Source organism: Pseudobutyrivibrio sp. (assembly GCF_017471675.1).
GTDB lineage: Bacteria > Bacillota > Clostridia > Lachnospirales > Lachnospiraceae > Pseudobutyrivibrio.
In genome coordinates this window covers 1-17,831 of sequence record NZ_JAFUSK010000023.1, presented here as the reverse complement: position 1 = coordinate 17,831, position 17,831 = coordinate 1, and the positions used below count along the sequence as shown (strand labels likewise).

At 39.7% G+C, this 17,831-nt stretch carries 32 protein-coding genes; all 32 read right to left on the bottom strand.

Features of this window, described 5'->3' with window-relative positions:
- Nucleotides 1–19: 19 nt before the first annotated feature.
- Nucleotides 20–1,057, bottom strand: a complete 1,038-nt coding sequence (locus IJ535_RS03875; RefSeq protein ID WP_294299067.1) for an ABC transporter substrate-binding protein — start codon at nucleotides 1,055–1,057, stop codon at nucleotides 20–22.
- Nucleotides 1,058–1,168: 111 nt separating this feature from the next.
- The gene (locus IJ535_RS03870) at nucleotides 1,169–2,533 is read right to left on the bottom strand and encodes an MATE family efflux transporter (RefSeq protein ID WP_294299065.1); all 1,365 of its coding nucleotides are present in this window, start codon (nucleotides 2,531–2,533) and stop codon (nucleotides 1,169–1,171) included.
- A 171-nt stretch (nucleotides 2,534–2,704) separates the two neighbouring features.
- Nucleotides 2,705–3,229, bottom strand: a complete 525-nt coding sequence (locus tag IJ535_RS03865; protein ID WP_294299063.1) for a bL17 family ribosomal protein — start codon at nucleotides 3,227–3,229, stop codon at nucleotides 2,705–2,707.
- A gap of 133 nt (nucleotides 3,230–3,362) precedes the next feature.
- Nucleotides 3,363–4,322 (bottom strand): DNA-directed RNA polymerase subunit alpha, encoded by a 960-nt coding sequence (locus IJ535_RS03860; RefSeq protein ID WP_294299060.1) that lies wholly within the window; start codon nucleotides 4,320–4,322, stop codon nucleotides 3,363–3,365.
- Nucleotides 4,323–4,478: 156 nt separating this feature from the next.
- Nucleotides 4,479–5,072, bottom strand: coding sequence for a 30S ribosomal protein S4 (gene rpsD, locus IJ535_RS03855; RefSeq protein WP_294299052.1), 594 nt, complete (start codon nucleotides 5,070–5,072; stop codon nucleotides 4,479–4,481).
- 16 nt (nucleotides 5,073–5,088) lie between these two features.
- Nucleotides 5,089–5,481 carry a 30S ribosomal protein S11 gene (gene rpsK, locus IJ535_RS03850; RefSeq protein ID WP_015548335.1) on the bottom strand — a complete coding sequence of 131 codons (393 nt, stop codon included), beginning with the start codon at nucleotides 5,479–5,481 and terminating at the stop codon, nucleotides 5,089–5,091.
- A 35-nt stretch (nucleotides 5,482–5,516) separates the two neighbouring features.
- Nucleotides 5,517–5,885 carry a 30S ribosomal protein S13 gene (gene rpsM, locus IJ535_RS03845; RefSeq protein WP_294299049.1) on the bottom strand — a complete coding sequence of 123 codons (369 nt, stop codon included), beginning with the start codon at nucleotides 5,883–5,885 and terminating at the stop codon, nucleotides 5,517–5,519.
- Nucleotides 5,886–6,090: 205 nt separating this feature from the next.
- Entirely contained in the window at nucleotides 6,091–6,204 is a 114-nt protein-coding gene (gene rpmJ, locus IJ535_RS03840; RefSeq protein WP_004604068.1) for a 50S ribosomal protein L36, read from the bottom strand.
- Nucleotides 6,205–6,319: 115 nt separating this feature from the next.
- The gene (gene infA / locus IJ535_RS03835) at nucleotides 6,320–6,538 is read right to left on the bottom strand and encodes a translation initiation factor IF-1 (protein WP_015548337.1); all 219 of its coding nucleotides are present in this window, start codon (nucleotides 6,536–6,538) and stop codon (nucleotides 6,320–6,322) included.
- The gene (locus tag IJ535_RS03830; protein ID WP_294299047.1) at nucleotides 6,531–6,797 is read right to left on the bottom strand and encodes a KOW domain-containing RNA-binding protein; all 267 of its coding nucleotides are present in this window, start codon (nucleotides 6,795–6,797) and stop codon (nucleotides 6,531–6,533) included. Before IJ535_RS03830 ends, infA begins: the two co-directional genes overlap by 8 nt.
- Entirely contained in the window at nucleotides 6,788–7,588 is an 801-nt protein-coding gene (gene map / locus IJ535_RS03825; protein WP_294299044.1) for a type I methionyl aminopeptidase, read from the bottom strand. Before map ends, IJ535_RS03830 begins: the two co-directional genes overlap by 10 nt.
- Nucleotide 7,589: 1 nt before the next feature.
- The gene (locus IJ535_RS03820; protein ID WP_294299041.1) at nucleotides 7,590–8,234 is read right to left on the bottom strand and encodes an adenylate kinase; all 645 of its coding nucleotides are present in this window, start codon (nucleotides 8,232–8,234) and stop codon (nucleotides 7,590–7,592) included.
- Nucleotides 8,235–8,362: 128 nt separating this feature from the next.
- A complete protein-coding gene (gene secY / locus IJ535_RS03815; RefSeq protein ID WP_294299039.1) occupies nucleotides 8,363–9,682 on the bottom strand; it encodes a preprotein translocase subunit SecY in 1,320 nt (439 codons plus the stop codon).
- Complete coding sequence (gene rplO, locus IJ535_RS03810) at nucleotides 9,682–10,125, bottom strand: 50S ribosomal protein L15 (protein WP_015548342.1); 444 nt, start codon at nucleotides 10,123–10,125, stop codon at nucleotides 9,682–9,684. The genes secY and rplO overlap by 1 nt, the downstream gene beginning before the upstream one ends.
- A 17-nt stretch (nucleotides 10,126–10,142) precedes the next feature.
- The gene (rpmD, locus tag IJ535_RS03805; protein WP_015548343.1) at nucleotides 10,143–10,328 is read right to left on the bottom strand and encodes a 50S ribosomal protein L30; all 186 of its coding nucleotides are present in this window, start codon (nucleotides 10,326–10,328) and stop codon (nucleotides 10,143–10,145) included.
- A 14-nt stretch (nucleotides 10,329–10,342) separates the two neighbouring features.
- Nucleotides 10,343–10,852 carry a 30S ribosomal protein S5 gene (rpsE, locus tag IJ535_RS03800; protein ID WP_015548344.1) on the bottom strand — a complete coding sequence of 170 codons (510 nt, stop codon included), beginning with the start codon at nucleotides 10,850–10,852 and terminating at the stop codon, nucleotides 10,343–10,345.
- An 11-nt stretch (nucleotides 10,853–10,863) separates the two neighbouring features.
- Nucleotides 10,864–11,232 carry a 50S ribosomal protein L18 gene (gene rplR, locus IJ535_RS03795; RefSeq protein WP_028242192.1) on the bottom strand — a complete coding sequence of 123 codons (369 nt, stop codon included), beginning with the start codon at nucleotides 11,230–11,232 and terminating at the stop codon, nucleotides 10,864–10,866.
- An 18-nt stretch (nucleotides 11,233–11,250) separates the two neighbouring features.
- Complete coding sequence (rplF, locus tag IJ535_RS03790; RefSeq protein ID WP_033153082.1) at nucleotides 11,251–11,790, bottom strand: 50S ribosomal protein L6; 540 nt, start codon at nucleotides 11,788–11,790, stop codon at nucleotides 11,251–11,253.
- Nucleotides 11,791–11,875: 85 nt separating this feature from the next.
- Nucleotides 11,876–12,277, bottom strand: coding sequence for a 30S ribosomal protein S8 (rpsH, locus tag IJ535_RS03785; RefSeq protein ID WP_028234420.1), 402 nt, complete (start codon nucleotides 12,275–12,277; stop codon nucleotides 11,876–11,878).
- A 40-nt stretch (nucleotides 12,278–12,317) separates the two neighbouring features.
- Nucleotides 12,318–12,503, bottom strand: coding sequence for a type Z 30S ribosomal protein S14 (locus tag IJ535_RS03780; protein WP_028242194.1), 186 nt, complete (start codon nucleotides 12,501–12,503; stop codon nucleotides 12,318–12,320).
- A 10-nt stretch (nucleotides 12,504–12,513) separates the two neighbouring features.
- Complete coding sequence (gene rplE / locus IJ535_RS03775) at nucleotides 12,514–13,059, bottom strand: 50S ribosomal protein L5 (RefSeq protein ID WP_028242195.1); 546 nt, start codon at nucleotides 13,057–13,059, stop codon at nucleotides 12,514–12,516.
- 22 nt (nucleotides 13,060–13,081) lie between these two features.
- A complete protein-coding gene (rplX, locus tag IJ535_RS03770; RefSeq protein WP_015548349.1) occupies nucleotides 13,082–13,393 on the bottom strand; it encodes a 50S ribosomal protein L24 in 312 nt (103 codons plus the stop codon).
- Between the two features lie 13 nt (nucleotides 13,394–13,406).
- On the bottom strand, nucleotides 13,407–13,775 hold the full coding sequence (rplN, locus tag IJ535_RS03765; protein ID WP_015548350.1) for a 50S ribosomal protein L14: 369 nt from the start codon (nucleotides 13,773–13,775) through the stop codon (nucleotides 13,407–13,409).
- An 18-nt stretch (nucleotides 13,776–13,793) separates the two neighbouring features.
- Nucleotides 13,794–14,048, bottom strand: coding sequence for a 30S ribosomal protein S17 (gene rpsQ / locus IJ535_RS03760; protein WP_028234423.1), 255 nt, complete (start codon nucleotides 14,046–14,048; stop codon nucleotides 13,794–13,796).
- Between the two features lie 100 nt (nucleotides 14,049–14,148).
- The gene (rpmC, locus tag IJ535_RS03755; RefSeq protein ID WP_015548351.1) at nucleotides 14,149–14,355 is read right to left on the bottom strand and encodes a 50S ribosomal protein L29; all 207 of its coding nucleotides are present in this window, start codon (nucleotides 14,353–14,355) and stop codon (nucleotides 14,149–14,151) included.
- On the bottom strand, nucleotides 14,355–14,783 hold the full coding sequence (gene rplP, locus IJ535_RS03750) for a 50S ribosomal protein L16 (protein ID WP_028234424.1): 429 nt from the start codon (nucleotides 14,781–14,783) through the stop codon (nucleotides 14,355–14,357). Before rplP ends, rpmC begins: the two co-directional genes overlap by 1 nt.
- A gap of 1 nt (nucleotide 14,784) precedes the next feature.
- Complete coding sequence (gene rpsC / locus IJ535_RS03745) at nucleotides 14,785–15,444, bottom strand: 30S ribosomal protein S3 (RefSeq protein WP_028234425.1); 660 nt, start codon at nucleotides 15,442–15,444, stop codon at nucleotides 14,785–14,787.
- Nucleotides 15,445–15,455: 11 nt separating this feature from the next.
- The gene (gene rplV, locus IJ535_RS03740; protein WP_033153070.1) at nucleotides 15,456–15,845 is read right to left on the bottom strand and encodes a 50S ribosomal protein L22; all 390 of its coding nucleotides are present in this window, start codon (nucleotides 15,843–15,845) and stop codon (nucleotides 15,456–15,458) included.
- A gap of 22 nt (nucleotides 15,846–15,867) precedes the next feature.
- A complete protein-coding gene (gene rpsS, locus IJ535_RS03735; protein WP_028242197.1) occupies nucleotides 15,868–16,149 on the bottom strand; it encodes a 30S ribosomal protein S19 in 282 nt (93 codons plus the stop codon).
- Between the two features lie 11 nt (nucleotides 16,150–16,160).
- Nucleotides 16,161–17,003 (bottom strand): 50S ribosomal protein L2, encoded by an 843-nt coding sequence (rplB, locus tag IJ535_RS03730; RefSeq protein ID WP_044938688.1) that lies wholly within the window; start codon nucleotides 17,001–17,003, stop codon nucleotides 16,161–16,163.
- Between the two features lie 81 nt (nucleotides 17,004–17,084).
- On the bottom strand, nucleotides 17,085–17,384 hold the full coding sequence (gene rplW / locus IJ535_RS03725) for a 50S ribosomal protein L23 (protein WP_028248325.1): 300 nt from the start codon (nucleotides 17,382–17,384) through the stop codon (nucleotides 17,085–17,087).
- On the bottom strand, nucleotides 17,384–17,831 hold a 448-nt coding region (rplD, locus tag IJ535_RS03720; protein ID WP_294299028.1), incomplete at its 5' end, for a 50S ribosomal protein L4. The genes rplD and rplW, both read right to left, overlap by 1 nt.

The window sequence follows — 17,831 nt, the reverse complement described above, 5'->3', positions numbered from 1 at the left end:
TTTTATTTTATTGCAAATCTTATTCTTCAGAATCTTCCATTTCTATTGCAACATAGTCATCTGGAAGATTGATTCCTAACTTCTCTGCTATTACAGGATTATATTCCTTTGTAAATTCTGTAGCATACTGAATCTCGTATGAAGCTGGATCCTTTCCATTAACAAGGATTTCGTAAGCCATAAGACCTGCAGCGTATCCGATGTCATAGTATGAAATTGAAAGTGTTGCGATACCACAGCCCTTGCAGATTCCTTCCTCGCCAGCAATGATTGGAACCCCTGCTGTAACTGCTACGTTATTGATTGTCTCTGCGCAGCTGGCTGCAACATTATCAGTAGGTACATAGATAACATCACTTTCTCCGCATGCTGTCTGAACTACTGTAGCTACATCTGCTGAATCAGAGAATGTGTAAGCTGTTACATTGTATCCATATTCCTTAAGATATTCTGTAATCTGATTAGCCTGGAATAAAGAGTTATCCTCACCTGAGCAATAGATGATACCAACTTCCTTTGCATCTGGGAAAAGCTCATTTAACATTTCTGCCTGACCATCAAGTGGAGCTAAATCAGATGTACCAGTTACATTGATTCCCGTTGTACCTGTCCAATCCTTAATTCCAAGTGCAGTGCCATAATCTGTGATAGATGTAGCAACGATTGGAATACTGTTTGTAGCTGTTGAGCTAGCCTGCATAGCTGGTGTCGCATTTGCCATAATCAAATCCACATTGTCTGAAACAAATGAATTTGCAATTGTAGCGCATGTGGCTGTATCACCTGATGCATTCTGCACATTAACCTCTACATTTTCGCCAAGTTTTTCCTTAAGAGCAGCCGAAAAGCCCTCTGTGGCAGCATCAAGTGCTGGATGCTGTACAAGCTGAATAACACCTACATTGTATGTTTTTGAATCATCTGCTGCCTTATCTGCTGTTTCTGTCTTTTCTGTTGCTGCGGTAGCTGATTCTTTTTCCTTAGCTGCATCTGTTCCACAAGCAACAAGCGACATTGCAAGTGAAAGAGCAAGTAAAGTGCTAACTATTTTTTTCATAGCAACCCCTCCTAGTTTATTTATAATGTGTTCACTTTAGCACTTTTATCTACTAAAGTCAATGTGATTTATAAAAGGAGTCCGAAGACTCCTTTTTAAATTAATATTTAATTATAGATGATGGGTATATTCACCGTTAAATTTAACCTCTAACTTTCGACAGCAATAATATAATCCCGGAACTAAGAATATTACCGCAAAAAGCCATGCAACAGGACTAGCCCAAATTGCTCCAGAAAATCCTATCATTGGAACAAAGGTAAATGCTACTAGAATTCTTGCAATCATTTCCATTACGCCTGAATATATGGCAAATGTTGAGAAGCCCATTCCTTGAATAGCAAATCTAAATATATTAACAGCTGCCAGTAATGTATATGTTATTCCGTTAGCAAGCAAGAACATCATTGCCTGTTCTATTACAATATCTGTAGATGTAAATAATCGTAAAATATATCTTCCTGCAAAATACAATACAATAAATATAAATACTGAATATATAGTTCCAAGCAATTGGGCTGTCCATACTCCCTTCTTTACTCTAGGAATGTTCTTTGCGCCTACATTTTGACCTGCGTATGTAGCCATAGTTCCACCTAATGCATCAAAAGGACATACTACAAACATGGACACCTTAGCACCTGCTGTCATAGATGCAACCGCGATTGTTCCCAGTCCGTTTACCGCTGTTTGAAGGATTACTGACCCTACAGCCGTAATTGAGTATTGAAGGCCAAATGGTATACCCATAGAAATCAAAACCTGACTATGGTGAGGACCTAGCTTCAAATCACTTCTCTTTAGCTTTAAGATTGGGAATTTTTTCTTCATGTAAATCAAGCAGCTAAGTCCCGCAATTAACTGGGATATAACAGTAGCTAATGCAGGTCCATCAACACTCATTCCTAAAACAAGTATAAAGACAATATCTAATACTATATTTATACCTGCTGCCATAATAAGGAAATAGGTAGGTGTCTTACTATCTCCTAAGGAGCGCATAATACCAGCTGTAAGATTATATAAAAATGTAACTGGTATTCCAAAGAAAATAATTGAAATATATGAATATGCCAGTTCAATAATATCTTCAGGAGTTTGCATTATCTCCAGTATCTGAAAGCAAAATATACTTACGAATGTGGTTATTACAATTGCAAAAATGGCTGAAAGAATTATTGAATTTCCTACAAACTTGCGCATTGAATCATAAGACTCTGCACCAAATCTTTGAGCCACAGGAATCGCAAAGCCTGAACATATACCCATACAAAATCCATTAATTAAGAAATTTATAGAACCTGTAGAGCCAACAGCCGCCAAGGCACTATCGCCTAATGTTTGGCCTACTATAATCGTATCAACCAGATTGTACATTTGCTGGAATAATAATCCTGCAAGCATAGGTATTGAAAATCCTAATATAAGTCCAAGTGGATTTCCCTCTGTCATTTTCTTTGTTGAATCAGCTGCCATATTTTATCCTCATTGTTTATTAGTATCACTATTTTTATATTACAACAGTTTTTTGATTAATAATAGCATTAGTTTTTTAGATTTTTGTAAAGTATTTTAGATAATATGTAAAATATATTGTATGAAATAAAAAAAGAGCTAGGACAAATGTCCTAGCCCATGTTAAACATATTAAACAAGCTCAAGAACTACTTCCATAGCTGCATCACCCTTACGTGGTCCGATCTTAACGATACGTGTGTAACCACCCTTGCGATCAACATACTTTGGAGCGATCTCATCAAATACGAAGTTTGCCATGTCAACCTTGTGTGTTTCGCTCTTCTTAACACCCTTAGCTGTAGGTGTGTAAAGAACCTGCATCATCTGACGACGAGCGTGAAGTCTTGAAGGAGCATCCTTCTTAATCTTCTTATCTACTGTATCATATACAGTAACCTTCTTGCCATCAACAACTTCCTTTACTCTCTTACCATCTTTGTCCTTACGAGCAACCTTAGCCTGAACTGTAACTTCTTCGAAGTTATCCTTTTCCTTAACGCCAAGTGTAATGATGTGCTCTGCAAGCTTTCTTACTTCCTTAGCCTTAGCTTCAGTTGTAACAATCTTGCCGTGGTAAAGAAGCTCAGTTACCTGATTTCTTAAAAGAGCCTTTCTCTGTGATGATGTTCTGCTTAATTTTCTGTACTTTGCCATTTTGCTTTCCTCCTAAATAACATGCCGCAGGTGCTCATCGGTCTTACCCCGCAACTTAAGTGATGGAAAGTATACACGGATGTGCTCATCGGTCTTATCTTCCATGCATTATTTCCTGGTTATAACTTAAAAACTAGTCTTCTAACATTTTGAGTGAAAGACCAAGTTCACTAAGTTTCTGCTCTACTTCTTCCATAGACTTGCGACCAAGGTTACGAACCTTCATCATATCCTCTGGGGACTTATCGCAAAGTTCTGCTACAGTGTTGATACCAGCTCTCTTTAAGCAGTTGTATGAACGAACTGAAAGCTCAAGCTCATCAATGCTCATTTCAAGAGTCTTACCTGTTGTATCATCAGGCTTGTCAGCGATAACGCTAAGATCCTGTGCAGCATCTGAAAGATTTACAAAAAGATTTAAATGCTCGCTGAGTACCTTTGCAGCCATAGAAACAGCTTCATCAGGACCCATTGTACCATTTGTATATACATCAAGTGTGAGCTTATCGTAATCAGTAACCTGACCAACACGAGTGTCTTCAACAGTCATGTTTACACGCTCAATTGGTGTATAGATAGAATCTACAGCAATCTTGCCGATTGGTGTATCAGGTGTCTTATTCTTATCAGCAGAAATGTATCCACGATTCTTTGTGATTGTAAGCTCCATGTAAAGCTTGCAGTCATTACCACCATTAAGGTGAGCTATAACAAGATCAGGATTAATGATTTCAATATCAGAATCAACCTGAATATCAGCTGCTGTAACTACGCCTTCACCCTCGAACTCAATATATGCTGTCTTAGGCTCATCAGAAGAGCTATTGTTTCTGATAGCCAATTCCTTAATGTTCATAACAATTTCAGTAACATCTTCCTTAACACCAGGAATAGCACTGAACTCATGAAGGACGCCTTCAATCTTTATCTGGCTAACTGCAGCACCTGGCAGAGACGAAAGCATAATTCTACGAAGTGAATTACCAAGTGTTATACCGTATCCTCTCTCAAGAGGTTCAACAACGAATCTGCCGTATTTTTTGTCCTCAGAAATCTCTGCGATTTCAATATTTGGGTTTTCAAAATTTAACACTACATTGCCTCCTTAAATAATTAATAGACTCTAAAAAACAGAATATTAAATAATATTCTGTATCATCGCTTACTGCCGCATAGTAAAATTGTAACAAATCGCACTTATACAAGCAAGCTTGTATAAGTGCTTTTTGTAAACATTCACTAAAATTTATTATTTTGAATATAACTCGACGATAAGCATCTCGTCTACAGGAACATCAATCTGCTCTCTATTAGGAAGCTCTTTAACTGTACCCTTAAGGCTCTCAGCATTAACGTCAACCCACTCAGGAGTTGTTCTACCAGCTGTTACCTCTGTAATATCCTTAAATCTCTGAAGGCTCTTTGACTTCTCGCGAACTTCGATAACATCTCCTGCCTTAACAAGATATGAAGGAATATTTACTGGCTTACCATTTACAAGGAACATCTTGTGATCTACAACCTGACGAGCTTCTCTTCTTGTACGAGCAAATCCCATACGGAATACTACGTTATCAAGACGGCTCTCAAGGATTGTCATAAGGTTTTCACCTGTCATGCCCTTCATACGGTCAGCCTTCTCATAATAATTACGGAAAGGCTTCTCAAGTACGCCATAGATGAACTTAGCCTTCTGCTTCTCCTGAAGCTGAAGAGCGTACTCTGACTTCTTTCCTCTTCCTCTATTTTTCTGTCTGTGTGACTTCTTATCATATCCTAAAAATGTAGGATCTAAATCAAGAGATCTACATCTTTTAAGAACTGGTGTCTTATTAACTGCCATTAGATTTCCCTCCTAATTAGACTCTTCTACGCTTTGGTGGACGACATCCGTTATGTGGAACTGGTGTAACATCCTTAATTGTAAGAACCTGAACGCCGTTTGCATCGATTGCTCTGATTGCAGCTTCACGTCCTGAACCTGGTCCCTTTACGAATACATCTACACTCTTTAAACCGTGAACTAATGCAGCCTTAACTGCAGTCTCAGCTGCCATCTGAGCAGCATAAGGAGTAGATTTCCTTGAACCTCTAAATCCTAGACCACCAGCACTTGCCCATGAAAGAGCATTGCCCTGAGCATCAGTAATAGTAACGATAGTGTTATTGAAAGATGCCTGAACATGTACCTGTCCGTGTTCAACGTTTTTCTTTACACGCTTTTTTGTTGTCTTCTTTGCAACTTTAGCCATAATTAAACTAACCTACTTTCTTTCTATGAATATAATTACTTCTTCTTATTTGCTACTGTACGCTTTGGACCCTTACGAGTACGAGCGTTTGTCTTAGTCTTCTGTCCACGAACAGGAAGACCCTTTCTATGACGGATTCCTCTATAGCATCCGATTTCCTGAAGTCTCTTGATATCAAGGGCAACTTCTCTTCTAAGATCACCTTCTACAGTCATTGTCTCATCGATAACTGTGCTGATTTTCTTTACTTCATCGTCAGTTAAATCCTTAACACGAGTGTTAGGATCTACACCAGCTGCCTCAAGAACCTTGTTTGAGCTTACTCTACCAATTCCGTATATGTAAGTTAAACCAATTTCAATTCTCTTGTCTCTTGGTAAATCTACACCTGCAATACGAGCCATGTGTGTTTACACCTCCATAAAATTCTACTTAATTAATAACGATACAAGTAATGCAGCTCCGATTACTCGGCCTGAAATGTGTGCATCCCCGCATCTGGAACAATGTGGCCTCGGTATGATAGGCCTATTTATTATGAACAGCCTAAATTAGATACACTTTAGACTGCAGCCGCACATAATAAAATGCTACACAAACTATGTCAGATTAACCCTGACGCTGCTTATGCTTAGGGTTCTCGCAAATAATACGAATGCTACCCTTTCTTTTGATGACCTTGCACTTCTCGCACATAGGCTTAACAGAAGATCTTACTTTCACGATGTTCCTCCTTTCCATGCCCTTTTATTCAAAGGTTGTGGTCAATCTATAAATTGGACATTAAAAACGTCCGTTTAATAGTATAGCGGCCGTTTATATATATGTCAACAATTTTTTATTTATCTCTCCAAATAATTCTTCCCTTAGAAAGATCATAAGGACTCATTTCGATTGTTACCTTATCACCAGGTAATATTCTGATGTAGTTTTGTCTAAGCTTTCCACTGATATGAGCAAGAATCTGATGACCATTTTCAAGCTCAACCTTAAACATTGCGTTAGGAAGCTTCTCAACAACTACTCCTTCAACCTCAATAACATCTGCCTTAGACATCTTCGTTCCTCCTATTATAACTTTTAAGAATTCTTTTAATTTTAACATCATCCAGTGCACTGACATCTTTGATTTCATCAAGCACCTCAGATGGAATATTTTTTATAAGCTGTAAATGAATTTTCTTTTTCTTCTTAGGATTTGATAAAAGCTTTGTGGTTCCATTTGCTAAGTAAAGATATTCATCTTCCTCTCTCACTACCACATACACCTTTTTTATATCATGTCCAGCTTTTGATTTGGCAAGCATTAAATCCATTTGTTACCCTCCGGATTAGCAAGCTCAGATGGTGTAAGAGTTAATATTTCAGGATTTCCATCAGTAATAACAATAGTGTTTTCATAATGAGCTGATAATGACTCATCCATTGTAACTACTGTCCACTCATCATCCATCCATGCAACATCAGGAGAACCTGCATTTATCATTGGTTCAACTGCTAATGTCATTCCCGCTCTAAGCTTTGGTCCTCTTCTGAATGGACGCTTAAAGTTTGGAATTTCAGGTGCCTCATGAAGACTAGTGCCAATTCCATGACCAACTAAATCTCTTACTACACCATATCCAAAGCTTTCAGCATAGCTTCCAATAGCTCCTGAAATATCATATAGATGATTTCCTGCCTTGGCATATTTCATACCCTGGAAAAATGATTGGCGAGTTCTTTCTATAAGAAGTCTTGCCTCTTCGCTAATTTCACCAACTGGAACAGTTCTTGCGGCATCTGAATGATACCCCTTATATAACACTCCAGTATCAAGGCTTACTATATCACCATTTACTAATATGCGATCATCTGTAGGTATTCCATGAACAACCTCATCGTTAACAGAAACACATACACTTGCTGGATAACCATATAGCCCCTTAAAATTAGGTTCACATCCAAAGCTTCTAATAACTTCTTCACCAAGCTTATCTACATCTAAAGTAGACATTCCTTCATGAATCTCTTTAGCTAATGTTTCGTGAACCTGAGCCAGAATCTTGCCAGCTTCTCTCATTAATTGAATTTCTTCTTCAGTTTTAATAGTAATAACTTCTGACATCTTAAGCTCCTAATATAGAAGTGATATCCTCAAATACTTTTTCCATAGGCTGTGTACCATCAACAGATTTAAGAATGCCCTTCTTGCTGTAGTACTCAATTAATGGCTGTGTCTGATCATGATAAACATCAAGTCTCTTCTTAACTGTTTCTGGCTTATCATCATCTCTTAACACAAGATTGCTACCACATGTATCACAAACGCCTTCCTTCTTAGGAGGAATAGATACGATATGATATGTAGCGCCACAATTTAGGCAAGCTCTACGACCTGACATTCTGTTAATGATATTCTCATCAGGAACATCTACATCAATAGCATAATCCATAGCCTGGCCAATCTTTGTAAGAGCTGCATCAAGAGCCTCTGCCTGTGGAATTGTTCTTGGGAACCCATCTAATACAAATCCATTTTTTGCATCATCCTGTGCAATGCGGTCCATTACAAGATCACATGTAAGTTCATCTGGAACAAGCAAACCTTGATCCATGTATTCCTTTGCTTTCTTGCCAAGTTCTGTACCGTTTTTAATGTTAGCGCGGAATATATCACCTGTAGAAATGTGAGGAATAGAATACTTATTTGCAATTTGCTTTGCCTGTGTTCCTTTGCCTGCACCAGGTGCACCTAACATAATAATCTTCATAAACAAACCCTCCTGCATGTTTAGTTGAAAACTAATATTAAATAAGTGATTAAATCCATTAATCTACTCATATTAAACACATTAAGAGATACGCAATACGCGTATCTCTCTTAAGTGTTTAATGATTATTAATCATTTAAAAAGCCTTTGTAATTACGTACCATCATCTGTGATTCTACTTGCTTAAGTGTCTCTACGATAACACCAACAATAATGATGATTGATGTACCACCGAATGAAACGCTTGCTCCAAGTAAACCATTAAAGATGATTGGAAGTAAAGCCACTATTGAAAGACCTATTGCTCCAATAAATATTACATGTCTTAATATAGCTGTAAGATAATCGGATGTAGGCTTTCCAGGTCTAATACCTGGAATAAATCCTCCGGAACGCTTTAAGTTCTCTGCAATTTCCAAAGGATTGAAAGTAATCTCTGTATAGAAATATGCAAATCCAATGATAAGCAATACGTATACAAGAGCACCAATTGTATAAATCCAATTTGATGGTGTGAACCAGTTTGACTGATTCATTCCATTAAGAATCTTGCCCCAGAATCCTTGAACACCATCCTTGTCAAATAACTGAACAAGCATGATTGGTGTCTGAAGTAATGACTGTGCAAAGATTACTGGAATAACACCAGCTGTATTTACCTTCATTGGGATAACTGATGAGTTTCCACCCACCTGTCTTCTTCCCTGAATCTTGTTAGAATACTGAACTGGAATACGTCTTTCTGCGCTTTGAAGAATAACTACAAATACGACTAATGCAACAATAATTGCTGCAATAATAATTGCTGCAAGTGTAGCCTTTGGAATTGTCTTTCCAGCCATGTACTGCTCATAAAGCTTTGTTAAATCAGCTGGGATACGGCTGATAATGTTAATAGTAAGAACTATTGAAATACCATTACCAATACCCTTCTCAGTGATTCTCTCACCGATCCACATTAATACTGCAGAACCTGCTGTAAGAGAAGCTACTACAAGCACATAATTAATGTATGGAACAGAATAAGATACAAGGTATCCGCTTCTACCAAATCCAATTGCCATTGCAATTGATTCACCTAACGCTAACGCTATTGTAAGATAACGAGTAATCTGCGTCATCTTCTTTCTGCCCTGCTCACCATCACGCTGCATTTCCTCTAACTTAGGGAAAGCAATAGTAAGCAACTGCATAATGATAGAAGATGTAATATATGGTGTAATATTAAGCGCAAATACTGACATAGCTGAGAATGAACCACCAGTGATTGAATCAAAGAAATTCAATGCACTGTCGCTATTCTCAAATAAACTAGCAAATGCACTTCCATTGATGCCAGGCACAGGAAGTAAACTTCCTAGCCTAACAACAATAAGCATTATAAATGTAAAACCAATTCTTCTTCTTAAATCTTTAATTTTAAAAGCATCGCGTAGTGTCTGAAACATTAGATCACCTCTACTGTTCCGCCTAAGGCTTCAATTTTCTCCTTTGCGCTAGCACTAAAAGCGTTTGCCTGAACATTAAGCTTCTTAGTAAGCTCGCCACCGCCAAGAATTTTAACGCCATCGCGAGGGTTCTTAATGATACCGCTCTCAATAAGTGTATCAACTGTTACAGTAGCACCATTATCAAATCTCTCTAAATAAGAAACATTGATACCAACGATTTCCTTTGTATTTCTATTCTTGAAACCACGCTTAGGAAGACGTCTGTATAAAGGCATCTGTCCACCTTCGAATCCAAGTCTAATGCTTCCGCCTGAACGAGCCTTCTGTCCCTTATGACCCTTACCAGCAGTCTTGCCATTACCTGAACCGTGACCACGGCCTCTTCTGAAATTATCGCTATGCTTTGAGCCTTCTGCTGGCTGTAAGTTAGATAAATCCATTATGGCACCTCCTTCTATTAAATTTCTTCAACTTTTACTAAGTGATTGACCATTCTAAGCATTCCGCGAACGCTGTCGTTGTCAGGAAGCTCAACAGTCTTGTTGACCTTTCTAAGGCCAAGTGCTTCTACAGTCTTCTTGTTCTTAGGAACAGCACCGATTGTAGACTTTACGAGTGTTACTCTTAACTTCTTCTCTGCCATTTTAACTTTCCTCCTTAAGCAAGAATGTCTTCAACCTTCTTGCCACGAGCCTTAGCTACCTCTTCAGGTGACTTAAGAAGCTTAAGTCCTTCGATAGTAGCAAGAACAACGTTCTGCTTATTTGATGATCCAAGTGACTTTGTACGGATATTTCCGATACCTGCAAGCTCACATACAGCACGTGCTGGACCACCAGCGATGATACCAGTACCTTCTGGAGCCTTCTTAAGAAGTACAGAAGCGCCTGTGTGCTTACCCTGAATGTCATGTGTAATACTGTGGTTGTCGTCAAGCTTAACTGTGATAAGCTTCTTCATTGCATCTTCCTTACCCTTGCGGATAGCTTCAGGAATTTCAGCTGCCTTGCCAAGTCCAGCGCCAACGTGTCCGTTCTTATCGCCTACTACAACAAGAGCTGTGAAACGCATGTTACGTCCACCCTTAACAACCTTTGTTACACGCTTAATTTCTACAACCTGCTCAGTTAACTCTAACTGGCTAGCGTCAATGATTTCACGTTTCATGTGTTCTCCTCCTAGAATTCTAATCCAGCTTCTCTAGCTGCATCTGCTAAAGCTGCAACCTTGCCGGCATAAATGTAACCACCTCTGTCGAAAACGACTTCCTTGATTCCCTTTTCCTGTGCCTTCTTTGCAATAACTGTACCAAGCTTTGAAGCAGCTTCTACGTTATTTGTCTTTGCAAGATCTGCCTTAACGTCAGCGTCAAGAGTAGATGCTGAAACGAGTGTATTTCCACATGTATCATCAATTACCTGTACATACATGTGATTGTTACTTCTGAACACTGCAAGACGTGGTCTTTCTGCTGTACCGGCTAGAGTGTTACGAAGTCTTCTATGCTTTGTCTGGCGAATTACTGATCTAGATTTCTTACTTACCATTTTACATTCACTCCTTTACTATTTCTTACCGGTCTTACCGACTTTACGTCTAATAACTTCATCAGCGTACTTAATACCCTTACCCTTGTATGGCTCAGGTCTTCTCTTATCTCTGATGTTGGCTGCATACTGGCCAACCTTTTCCTTGTCGATACCCTTGATGATAATTTTATTTCCGTCAACTGTTGACTCAATACCCTCTGGATCTTCCATCTCTACTGGGTGTGAGTAACCAAGGTTAAGAGTAAGCTTCTTACCAGCCTTAGATGCTCTGTAACCTACACCGTTAACTTCAAGAGTCTTCTCATAGCCTGTTGTAACACCAACAACCATGTTGTTGATAAGTGTTCTTGTAAGACCATGTAAAGACTTCATTTTCTTTAAATCATTAGGTCTAGTAACAACAACTTCTGCACCCTCAAGCTTAATATCCATCTCTGATGGAAGTGTGCGCTCTAATGTGCCCTTAGGACCTTTTACAGTCACATGATTATTTTCTGCAATCTCAACTGTAACACCAGCTGGAACTGCGATTGGCATTCTTCCTATACGTGACATGCCCGTACCTCCTTTAAATAATAGTATGTCCGACTTCAATAATCGGGTTATACTTTTGGGTAATTAGTTACTTGTTTGGATATGATTACCAAACGTATGCAAGAACTTCGCCACCAACCTGAAGCTTACGAGCTTCCTTATCTGTGATGATGCCCTTGTTTGTTGAAAGGATAGCGATACCAAGACCACCTAAAACGTATGGGATATCGTCCTTACCTGCGTAAATACGAAGACCTGGCTTAGAAATTCTCTTAATACCAGAAATAATCTTCTCGTTCTTGTTTGCACCGTACTTTAATGTAACACGGATATCCTTGAAGTTACCATTATCAACGATGTCATACTTTGTGATAAATCCTTCATCTACAAGAATGTCTGCAATTGCAACCTTCATCTTTGATGCAGGAACATCTACTGTATCATGTTTTGCAGTATTTGCATTACGGATTCTTGTAAGCATATCTGCTATTGGATCACTCATTGTCATGATGCAATTTCCTCCTAATTTTCAATCTGTGCTCGCTTAATTACCATGAAGCTTTCTTAACGCCAGGAATCTGTCCCTTGTAAGCTAATTCACGGAAACATACTCTACAAATACCATACTTTCTAAGGTATGCATGTGGACGACCGCAGATTTTGCAACGACTGTACTCTTGTGTAGAGAACTTTGCTTTGCGCTGCTGCTTAACTTTCATTGACTTCTTTGCCATAACTTTCCTCCTATGCTTCCTTAGCGAAAGGCATGTTGAATAAACGAAGTAATTCTCTAGCCTCTTCATCTGTCTTAGCTGTAGTTACGAAGATGATATCCATACCACGAGTCTTGTCAATCTTATCGTACTCGATCTCAGGGAAGATAATCTGCTCCTTAATACCAAGAGCGTAGTTACCTCTACCATCGAATGAATTAGGATTTACACCTCTAAAGTCACGTACACGTGGGAGTGCAAGGTTGATGAGACGATCTGCGAACTCATACATCTTTTCTCCACGAAGTGTAGTCTTGCAACCAATTGCCATACCTTCACGAATCTTGAAGTTAGCAACTGAGTTCTTTGCCTTTGTTGTAACTGCCTTCTGGCCTGTAATCATTTCCATATCCTTGACTGCAGACTCAAGAAGCTTTGCATTGTCCTTTGCTTCGCCAACACCCATGTTGACAACGATCTTGTCGATCTTAGGAACTTCCATAATATTCTTGTATCCGAACTTCTCTACCATTGCTGGTACGATCTCATTAAGATACTGATCTTTTAATCTACTCAACGAACTGTTCTCCTTTCTTCAATTAGTCAATCACTTCGCCAGTCTTCTTAGCGAAACGGACTTTCTTATCTCCGTCCATCTTGAAGCCAACGCGTGTAGGCTGACCGTTATGAAGTAACATAACATTTGAAGCATCGATAGGAGCTTCCTGCTCGATGATACCGCCTGCCTGGTTAGCCATGCTAGGCTTAACATGACGCTTAACCATGTTAACACCTTCAACTGTAACGGTGTTATTCTTCTTATCTACTGCGATAACCTTACCTTCGTTGTTTACATCGCCACCAGCAATGACACGAACTGTATCGCCCTTTTTAATTTTCATAGTTGCCATTCTACTCTTCCTCCTACAATACTTCTGGAGCGAGAGAAACAATCTTCATGAACTGCTTCTCACGAAGCTCTCTAGCTACAGGTCCAAAAATACGAGTTCCTCTTGGAGTCTTGTCATCTTTAATGATGACTGCAGCATTTTCATCAAACTTGATATAAGAACCATCTTTACGACGGGCACCTTTAACTGAACGAACAACTACTGCCTTAACAACGTCACCCTTCTTTACAACGCCACCTGGTGTTGCATCTTTAACGGTAGCAGTAATTACGTCGCCGATATTGGCATATCTTCTTGTAGATCCACCCATAACACGGATAACAAGGATTTCCTTTGCTCCTGTATTATCGGCTACCTTTAATCTACTTTCCTGTTGTACCATTATAGTAGCCTCCTTTAATTATTTTGCTCTCTCGATTACTTCAACAAGTCTCCATCTCTTATCCTTAGAGAGTGGTCTAGTCTCCATAACCTTTACAGTATCTCCGATGTGAGCGTCGCCGTTCTCATCGTGAGCCTTAAGCTTATATGTCTTCTTAACGATCTTGTTGTAAAGTGGATGCTTTACATTGTCGCGGATTGCAACAACGATTGTCTTATCCATCTTATCGCTTACAACAACACCTGTACGTGTTTTTCTTAAGTTTCTTTCCACGTCTTTGTTCTCCTTTCAAATAGTTAAGATTCAACTCTATCGTCGGCTAAAGCCTCCTGACATTAGAAATCTTCACTATGTTCGATTTCTAATATCACTTTTATGCATTCTTCTCAGCTTCTGTGATAACAGTCTGAATACGAGCGATGTTACGACGAACCTCACGGATTCTTGCTGTATTGTCTAACTGATTTGTAGCATTCTGGAATCTTAAGTTGAAAAGTTCTTTCTTAGCTTCTACGAGCTGAGCGTTAAGCTCTGCTACTGAAGTGTTCTTTAAATCTTCTACGTACTTTGTATTCTTCATTATGCTTCACCGCCTTCTAAATCCTCACGGGAAACTATCTTGCACTTGCAAGGAAGTTTATGTGTAGCGAGACGAAGTGCTTCTCTAGCAACTTCCTCAGATACTCCTGAGATCTCGAATAATACACGGCCCGGCTTAACAACAGCTACCCAATATTCAAGTGTACCCTTTCCTGAACCCATTCGAGTTTCAGCAGGCTTTGCAGTAACTGGCTTGTCTGGGAAAATCTTAATCCAAACTTTACCACCACGCTTAATATAACGTGTCATAGCGATACGAGCTGCTTCGATCTGGTTTGACTTAATCCAAGCTGGCTCCATTGCAACGATACCATACTCACCGTATGAAATCTTATTTCCTCTTGAAGCTTTACCAGCCATGTTTCCACGGAACTGTTTTCTATGCTTCGCTCTCTTTGGCATTAACATATTATTCGGCTCCTCCTTCCACATTCTTCTTCTTTGGAAGTACTTCACCCTTATAGATCCATACCTTTACGCCAACCTTACCATAAGTAGTGTCAGCCTCAGCGAATCCATAATCAATATCAGCACGGAGTGTCTGAAGTGGAATAGTACCTTCATTGTAAGACTCGCTACGTGCCATATCAGCACCACCAAGACGACCTGAACAGCTTGTCTTGATACCCTTGATGCCAGTCTTCATTGCTCTTGACATGCAAGACTTCATTGCTCTACGGAAAGATACACGGTTCTCAAGCTGGCCAGCGATGTTCTCAGCAACAAGCTGTGCATCACGATCTGGTCTCTTGATTTCCTTGATATCTACAACAAGCTTATCGCTTGTCTGCTTCTGGAGCTCTGTCTTAATCTTGTCGATTTCAGCGCCGCCCTTACCGATAACTACGCCAGGCTTTGCTGTGTAAACTGTAACCTTAACTCTACCAGCAGCACGCTCGATTTCAATCTTTGAAACGCCTGCAGCATAAAGCTTCTTCTTAAGAAATTTTCTGATATTATAGTCTTCAACTAAGTAGTCTGAGAAGTTCTCGCCCTCAGCATACCACTTAGAATCCCAGTCCTTAATAACACCGACTCTTAAGCCATGAGGATTAACTTTCTGTCCCATGTTTTGCCTCCTTAATTTTTCTGATCAAGCACGATTGTGATGTGGCTCATTCTCTTTTCGATTCTGTAAGCTCTACCCTGTGCTCTTGGTCTGATTCTCTTCATTGTAGGTCCCTTGTTTGCATAGCACTCAGCTACTACGAGGTCCTTACGATCTAAGCCGTTATTGTTCTCAGCGTTTGCAATAGCAGACTTAAGTAATTTTTCTATTACGCTTGAAGCGTATCTTGGATTGTACATTACGATAGCAAGTGCTGTATCAACATCCTTACCACGAATGGCATCAAGTACGAAACAAGCCTTCTGAACTGACATTCTAGCATAAGATAACTTTGCTGAAGGTCTTGTATCCTTTACATCGTTTCTCTCACGTTTAATTTGAGATCTATGTCCCTTAGCCATGATAAAAACTCCTTTCTGTTAATTAGCGTACCTTTGACTTCTTCTCGTCCTTGCCGTGACCTCTGTAGGTTCTTGTAGCAACGAACTCACCAAGCTTGTGTCCAACCATGTCTTCTGTGACATATACTGGAACGTGCTTTCTTCCGTCATGTACTGCAATTGTATGTCCAACCATCTGTGGGAAGATTGTAGAACGACGTGACCATGTCTTGATAACTGACTTGTCGCCGTTTGCGTTCATAGCATCAACCTTCTTTAATAAGCTTGCATCAGCAAATGGTCCTTTTTTTAATGAACGTGCCATGTGTATCCTCCTTACTTGATTGCTCTACCATCGCGTCTTCTTACGATGAGCTTGTTAGACTGCTTATGTTTCTTTCTAGTCTTGAGACCAAGAGCAGGCTTGCCCCAAGGTGTACATGGACCTGGACGTCCGATAGGAGCGCGGCCCTCACCACCACCATGTGGATGGTCATTAGGGTTCATAACAGAACCACGAACTGTAGGTCTGATACCCATGTGTCTCTTACGACCAGCTTTACCAATCTTAACAAGGTTGTGATCACCGTTACCGATAACACCGATAGATGCGCGGCAGTTAAGAGGTACCATTCTCATTTCGCCTGAAGGAAGACGAAGTGTTGCATACTTTCCTTCTTTAGCCATGAGCTGAGCTGAGTTACCAGCTGAACGAACGAGCTGTCCGCCACGACCTGGATAAAGCTCAATATTGTGAATAAGAGTACCAACTGGAATCTTCTCAAGTGGTAAGCAGTTACCAACTCTAACTTCAGCGTCAGCACCGTTCATAACTGTCATGCCGTCTGTAAGACCAGCTGGAGCAAGGATGTAAGCCTTCTCACCATCTGCGTAGCAGATAAGAGCGATGTTAGCTGTTCTGTTTGGATCGTACTCGATACCAATAACCTTTGCAGGAATTCCATCCTTATTTCTCTTGAAATCGATAAGTCTATATTTTTGTCTGTTACCGCCACCGTGATGTCTAACGGTAATCTTACCCTGATTGTTACGACCAGCGTGCTTCTTTAAAGAAACAACAAGTGACTTCTCTGGAGATGTCTTTGTGATCTCAGCGAAATCTGAACCAGTCATATTTCTTCTAGAAGGTGTATATGGGTTATATGTCTTAATTCCCATTTTAGTTCTCCTTTCATGTACTCGTTTATTATCGCGCTCGACTGCGCATACATTAATTTACTCTTGCCTTTAGGCTAAATCTTAAAGACCTGAGAAAATCTCGATATCTTTGCTATCAGCTGTAAGCTGTACGATAGCCTTCTTTGTCTTTGCTGTCTTTCCGTAAGTCATTCCACGTCTCTTTGTCTTGCCATCAGCATTCATTGTGTTAACTGAAGCAACCTTTACTCCGTCGAACATCTTCTCAACAGCTTCCTTAATCATTGTCTTGTTAGCTTCTGGATGAACTAAGAATGTGTACTTCTTCTCAGCCATAGCGTTCATTGACTTCTCTGTGATTACAGGCTTTAGGATTACGTCATAATATTGTACATTTGCCATTATGCATATACCTCCTGAATCTGATCTACAGCAGCCTTTGTAACAACTACTGTGTTGTACTTAAGGATGTCATAAACGTTGATTGTGTTTGTAAGAGCTGTCTTTACTGTAGGAATGTTCTTTGCAGACATAACTACGTTCTTGTCGTTTGTGTCAAGAACTACAAGAGCCTTCTCAACGTTAAGGTTTGTAAGAACCTTTGCAAAATCCTTTGTCTTAATCTCGTTTAACTTAAGCTCGTCAACAACGATGAACTTGTTCTCGTTAACTGCAGAAGTGAGAACTGACTTAAGAGCTGCTCTCTTTTCCTTCTTATTAAGCTTAAATGTATAATCTCTTGGTGTTGGAGCGAATACTACGCCACCACCTGTCCACTGTGGAGATCTTGTAGAACCCTGTCTTGCATGACCTGTTCCCTTCTGTCTCCAAGGTTTTCTACCACCACCA

What these genes read in the sequence shown, in the direction of transcription:
- IJ535_RS03875 (WP_294299067.1), bottom strand. Translation starts at nt 1,057, where the DNA reads ATGAAAAAAATAGTTAGCACTTTACTTGCTCTTTCACTTGCAATGTCG.
- rpmC (WP_015548351.1), bottom strand. Translation starts at nt 14,355, where the DNA reads ATGAAGAATACAAAGTACGTAGAAGATTTAAAGAACACTTCAGTAGCA.
- rplP (WP_028234424.1), bottom strand. Translation starts at nt 14,783, where the DNA reads ATGTTAATGCCAAAGAGAGCGAAGCATAGAAAACAGTTCCGTGGAAAC.
- rplW (WP_028248325.1), bottom strand. Translation starts at nt 17,384, where the DNA reads ATGGCAAATGTACAATATTATGACGTAATCCTAAAGCCTGTAATCACA.
- rplV (WP_033153070.1), bottom strand. Translation starts at nt 15,845, where the DNA reads ATGGCTAAGGGACATAGATCTCAAATTAAACGTGAGAGAAACGATGTA.
- rpmD (WP_015548343.1), bottom strand. Translation starts at nt 10,328, where the DNA reads ATGGCAGAGAAGAAGTTAAGAGTAACACTCGTAAAGTCTACAATCGGT.
- rpsH (WP_028234420.1), bottom strand. Translation starts at nt 12,277, where the DNA reads ATGACAATGAGTGATCCAATAGCAGATATGCTTACAAGAATCCGTAAT.
- rpsM (WP_294299049.1), bottom strand. Translation starts at nt 5,885, where the DNA reads ATGGCTCGTATTGCAGGTGTAGATTTACCAAGAGACAAGAGAATTGAA.
- IJ535_RS03870 (WP_294299065.1), bottom strand. Translation starts at nt 2,533, where the DNA reads ATGGCAGCTGATTCAACAAAGAAAATGACAGAGGGAAATCCACTTGGA.
- rplB (WP_044938688.1), bottom strand. Translation starts at nt 17,003, where the DNA reads ATGGGAATTAAGACATATAACCCATATACACCTTCTAGAAGAAATATG.
- rplN (WP_015548350.1), bottom strand. Translation starts at nt 13,775, where the DNA reads ATGGTACAACAGGAAAGTAGATTAAAGGTAGCCGATAATACAGGAGCA.
- rplX (WP_015548349.1), bottom strand. Translation starts at nt 13,393, where the DNA reads ATGGCAACTATGAAAATTAAAAAGGGCGATACAGTTCGTGTCATTGCT.
- rplF (WP_033153082.1), bottom strand. Translation starts at nt 11,790, where the DNA reads ATGTCACGTATAGGAAGAATGCCAATCGCAGTTCCAGCTGGTGTTACA.
- IJ535_RS03780 (WP_028242194.1), bottom strand. Translation starts at nt 12,503, where the DNA reads ATGGCAAAGAAGTCAATGAAAGTTAAGCAGCAGCGCAAAGCAAAGTTC.
- rpsE (WP_015548344.1), bottom strand. Translation starts at nt 10,852, where the DNA reads ATGAAACGTGAAATCATTGACGCTAGCCAGTTAGAGTTAACTGAGCAG.
- map (WP_294299044.1), bottom strand. Translation starts at nt 7,588, where the DNA reads ATGTCAGAAGTTATTACTATTAAAACTGAAGAAGAAATTCAATTAATG.
- secY (WP_294299039.1), bottom strand. Translation starts at nt 9,682, where the DNA reads ATGTTTCAGACACTACGCGATGCTTTTAAAATTAAAGATTTAAGAAGA.
- rplO (WP_015548342.1), bottom strand. Translation starts at nt 10,125, where the DNA reads ATGGATTTATCTAACTTACAGCCAGCAGAAGGCTCAAAGCATAGCGAT.
- IJ535_RS03865 (WP_294299063.1), bottom strand. Translation starts at nt 3,229, where the DNA reads ATGGCAAAGTACAGAAAATTAAGCAGAACATCATCACAGAGAAAGGCT.
- IJ535_RS03820 (WP_294299041.1), bottom strand. Translation starts at nt 8,234, where the DNA reads ATGAAGATTATTATGTTAGGTGCACCTGGTGCAGGCAAAGGAACACAG.
- rpsK (WP_015548335.1), bottom strand. Translation starts at nt 5,481, where the DNA reads ATGGCTAAAGTTGCAAAGAAGACAACAAAAAAGCGTGTAAAGAAAAAC.
- rpsD (WP_294299052.1), bottom strand. Translation starts at nt 5,072, where the DNA reads ATGGCAGTTAATAAGACACCAGTTCTTAAAAGATGTAGATCTCTTGAT.
- infA (WP_015548337.1), bottom strand. Translation starts at nt 6,538, where the DNA reads ATGTCTAAGGCAGATGTTATTGAGGTTGAAGGAGTAGTTGTTGAGAAG.
- rpsC (WP_028234425.1), bottom strand. Translation starts at nt 15,444, where the DNA reads ATGGGACAGAAAGTTAATCCTCATGGCTTAAGAGTCGGTGTTATTAAG.
- IJ535_RS03830 (WP_294299047.1), bottom strand. Translation starts at nt 6,797, where the DNA reads ATGGATTTAATGCTTGCCAAATCAAAAGCTGGACATGATATAAAAAAG.
- rpsS (WP_028242197.1), bottom strand. Translation starts at nt 16,149, where the DNA reads ATGGCACGTTCATTAAAAAAAGGACCATTTGCTGATGCAAGCTTATTA.
- rplR (WP_028242192.1), bottom strand. Translation starts at nt 11,232, where the DNA reads ATGGTAAGTAAGAAATCTAGATCAGTAATTCGCCAGACAAAGCATAGA.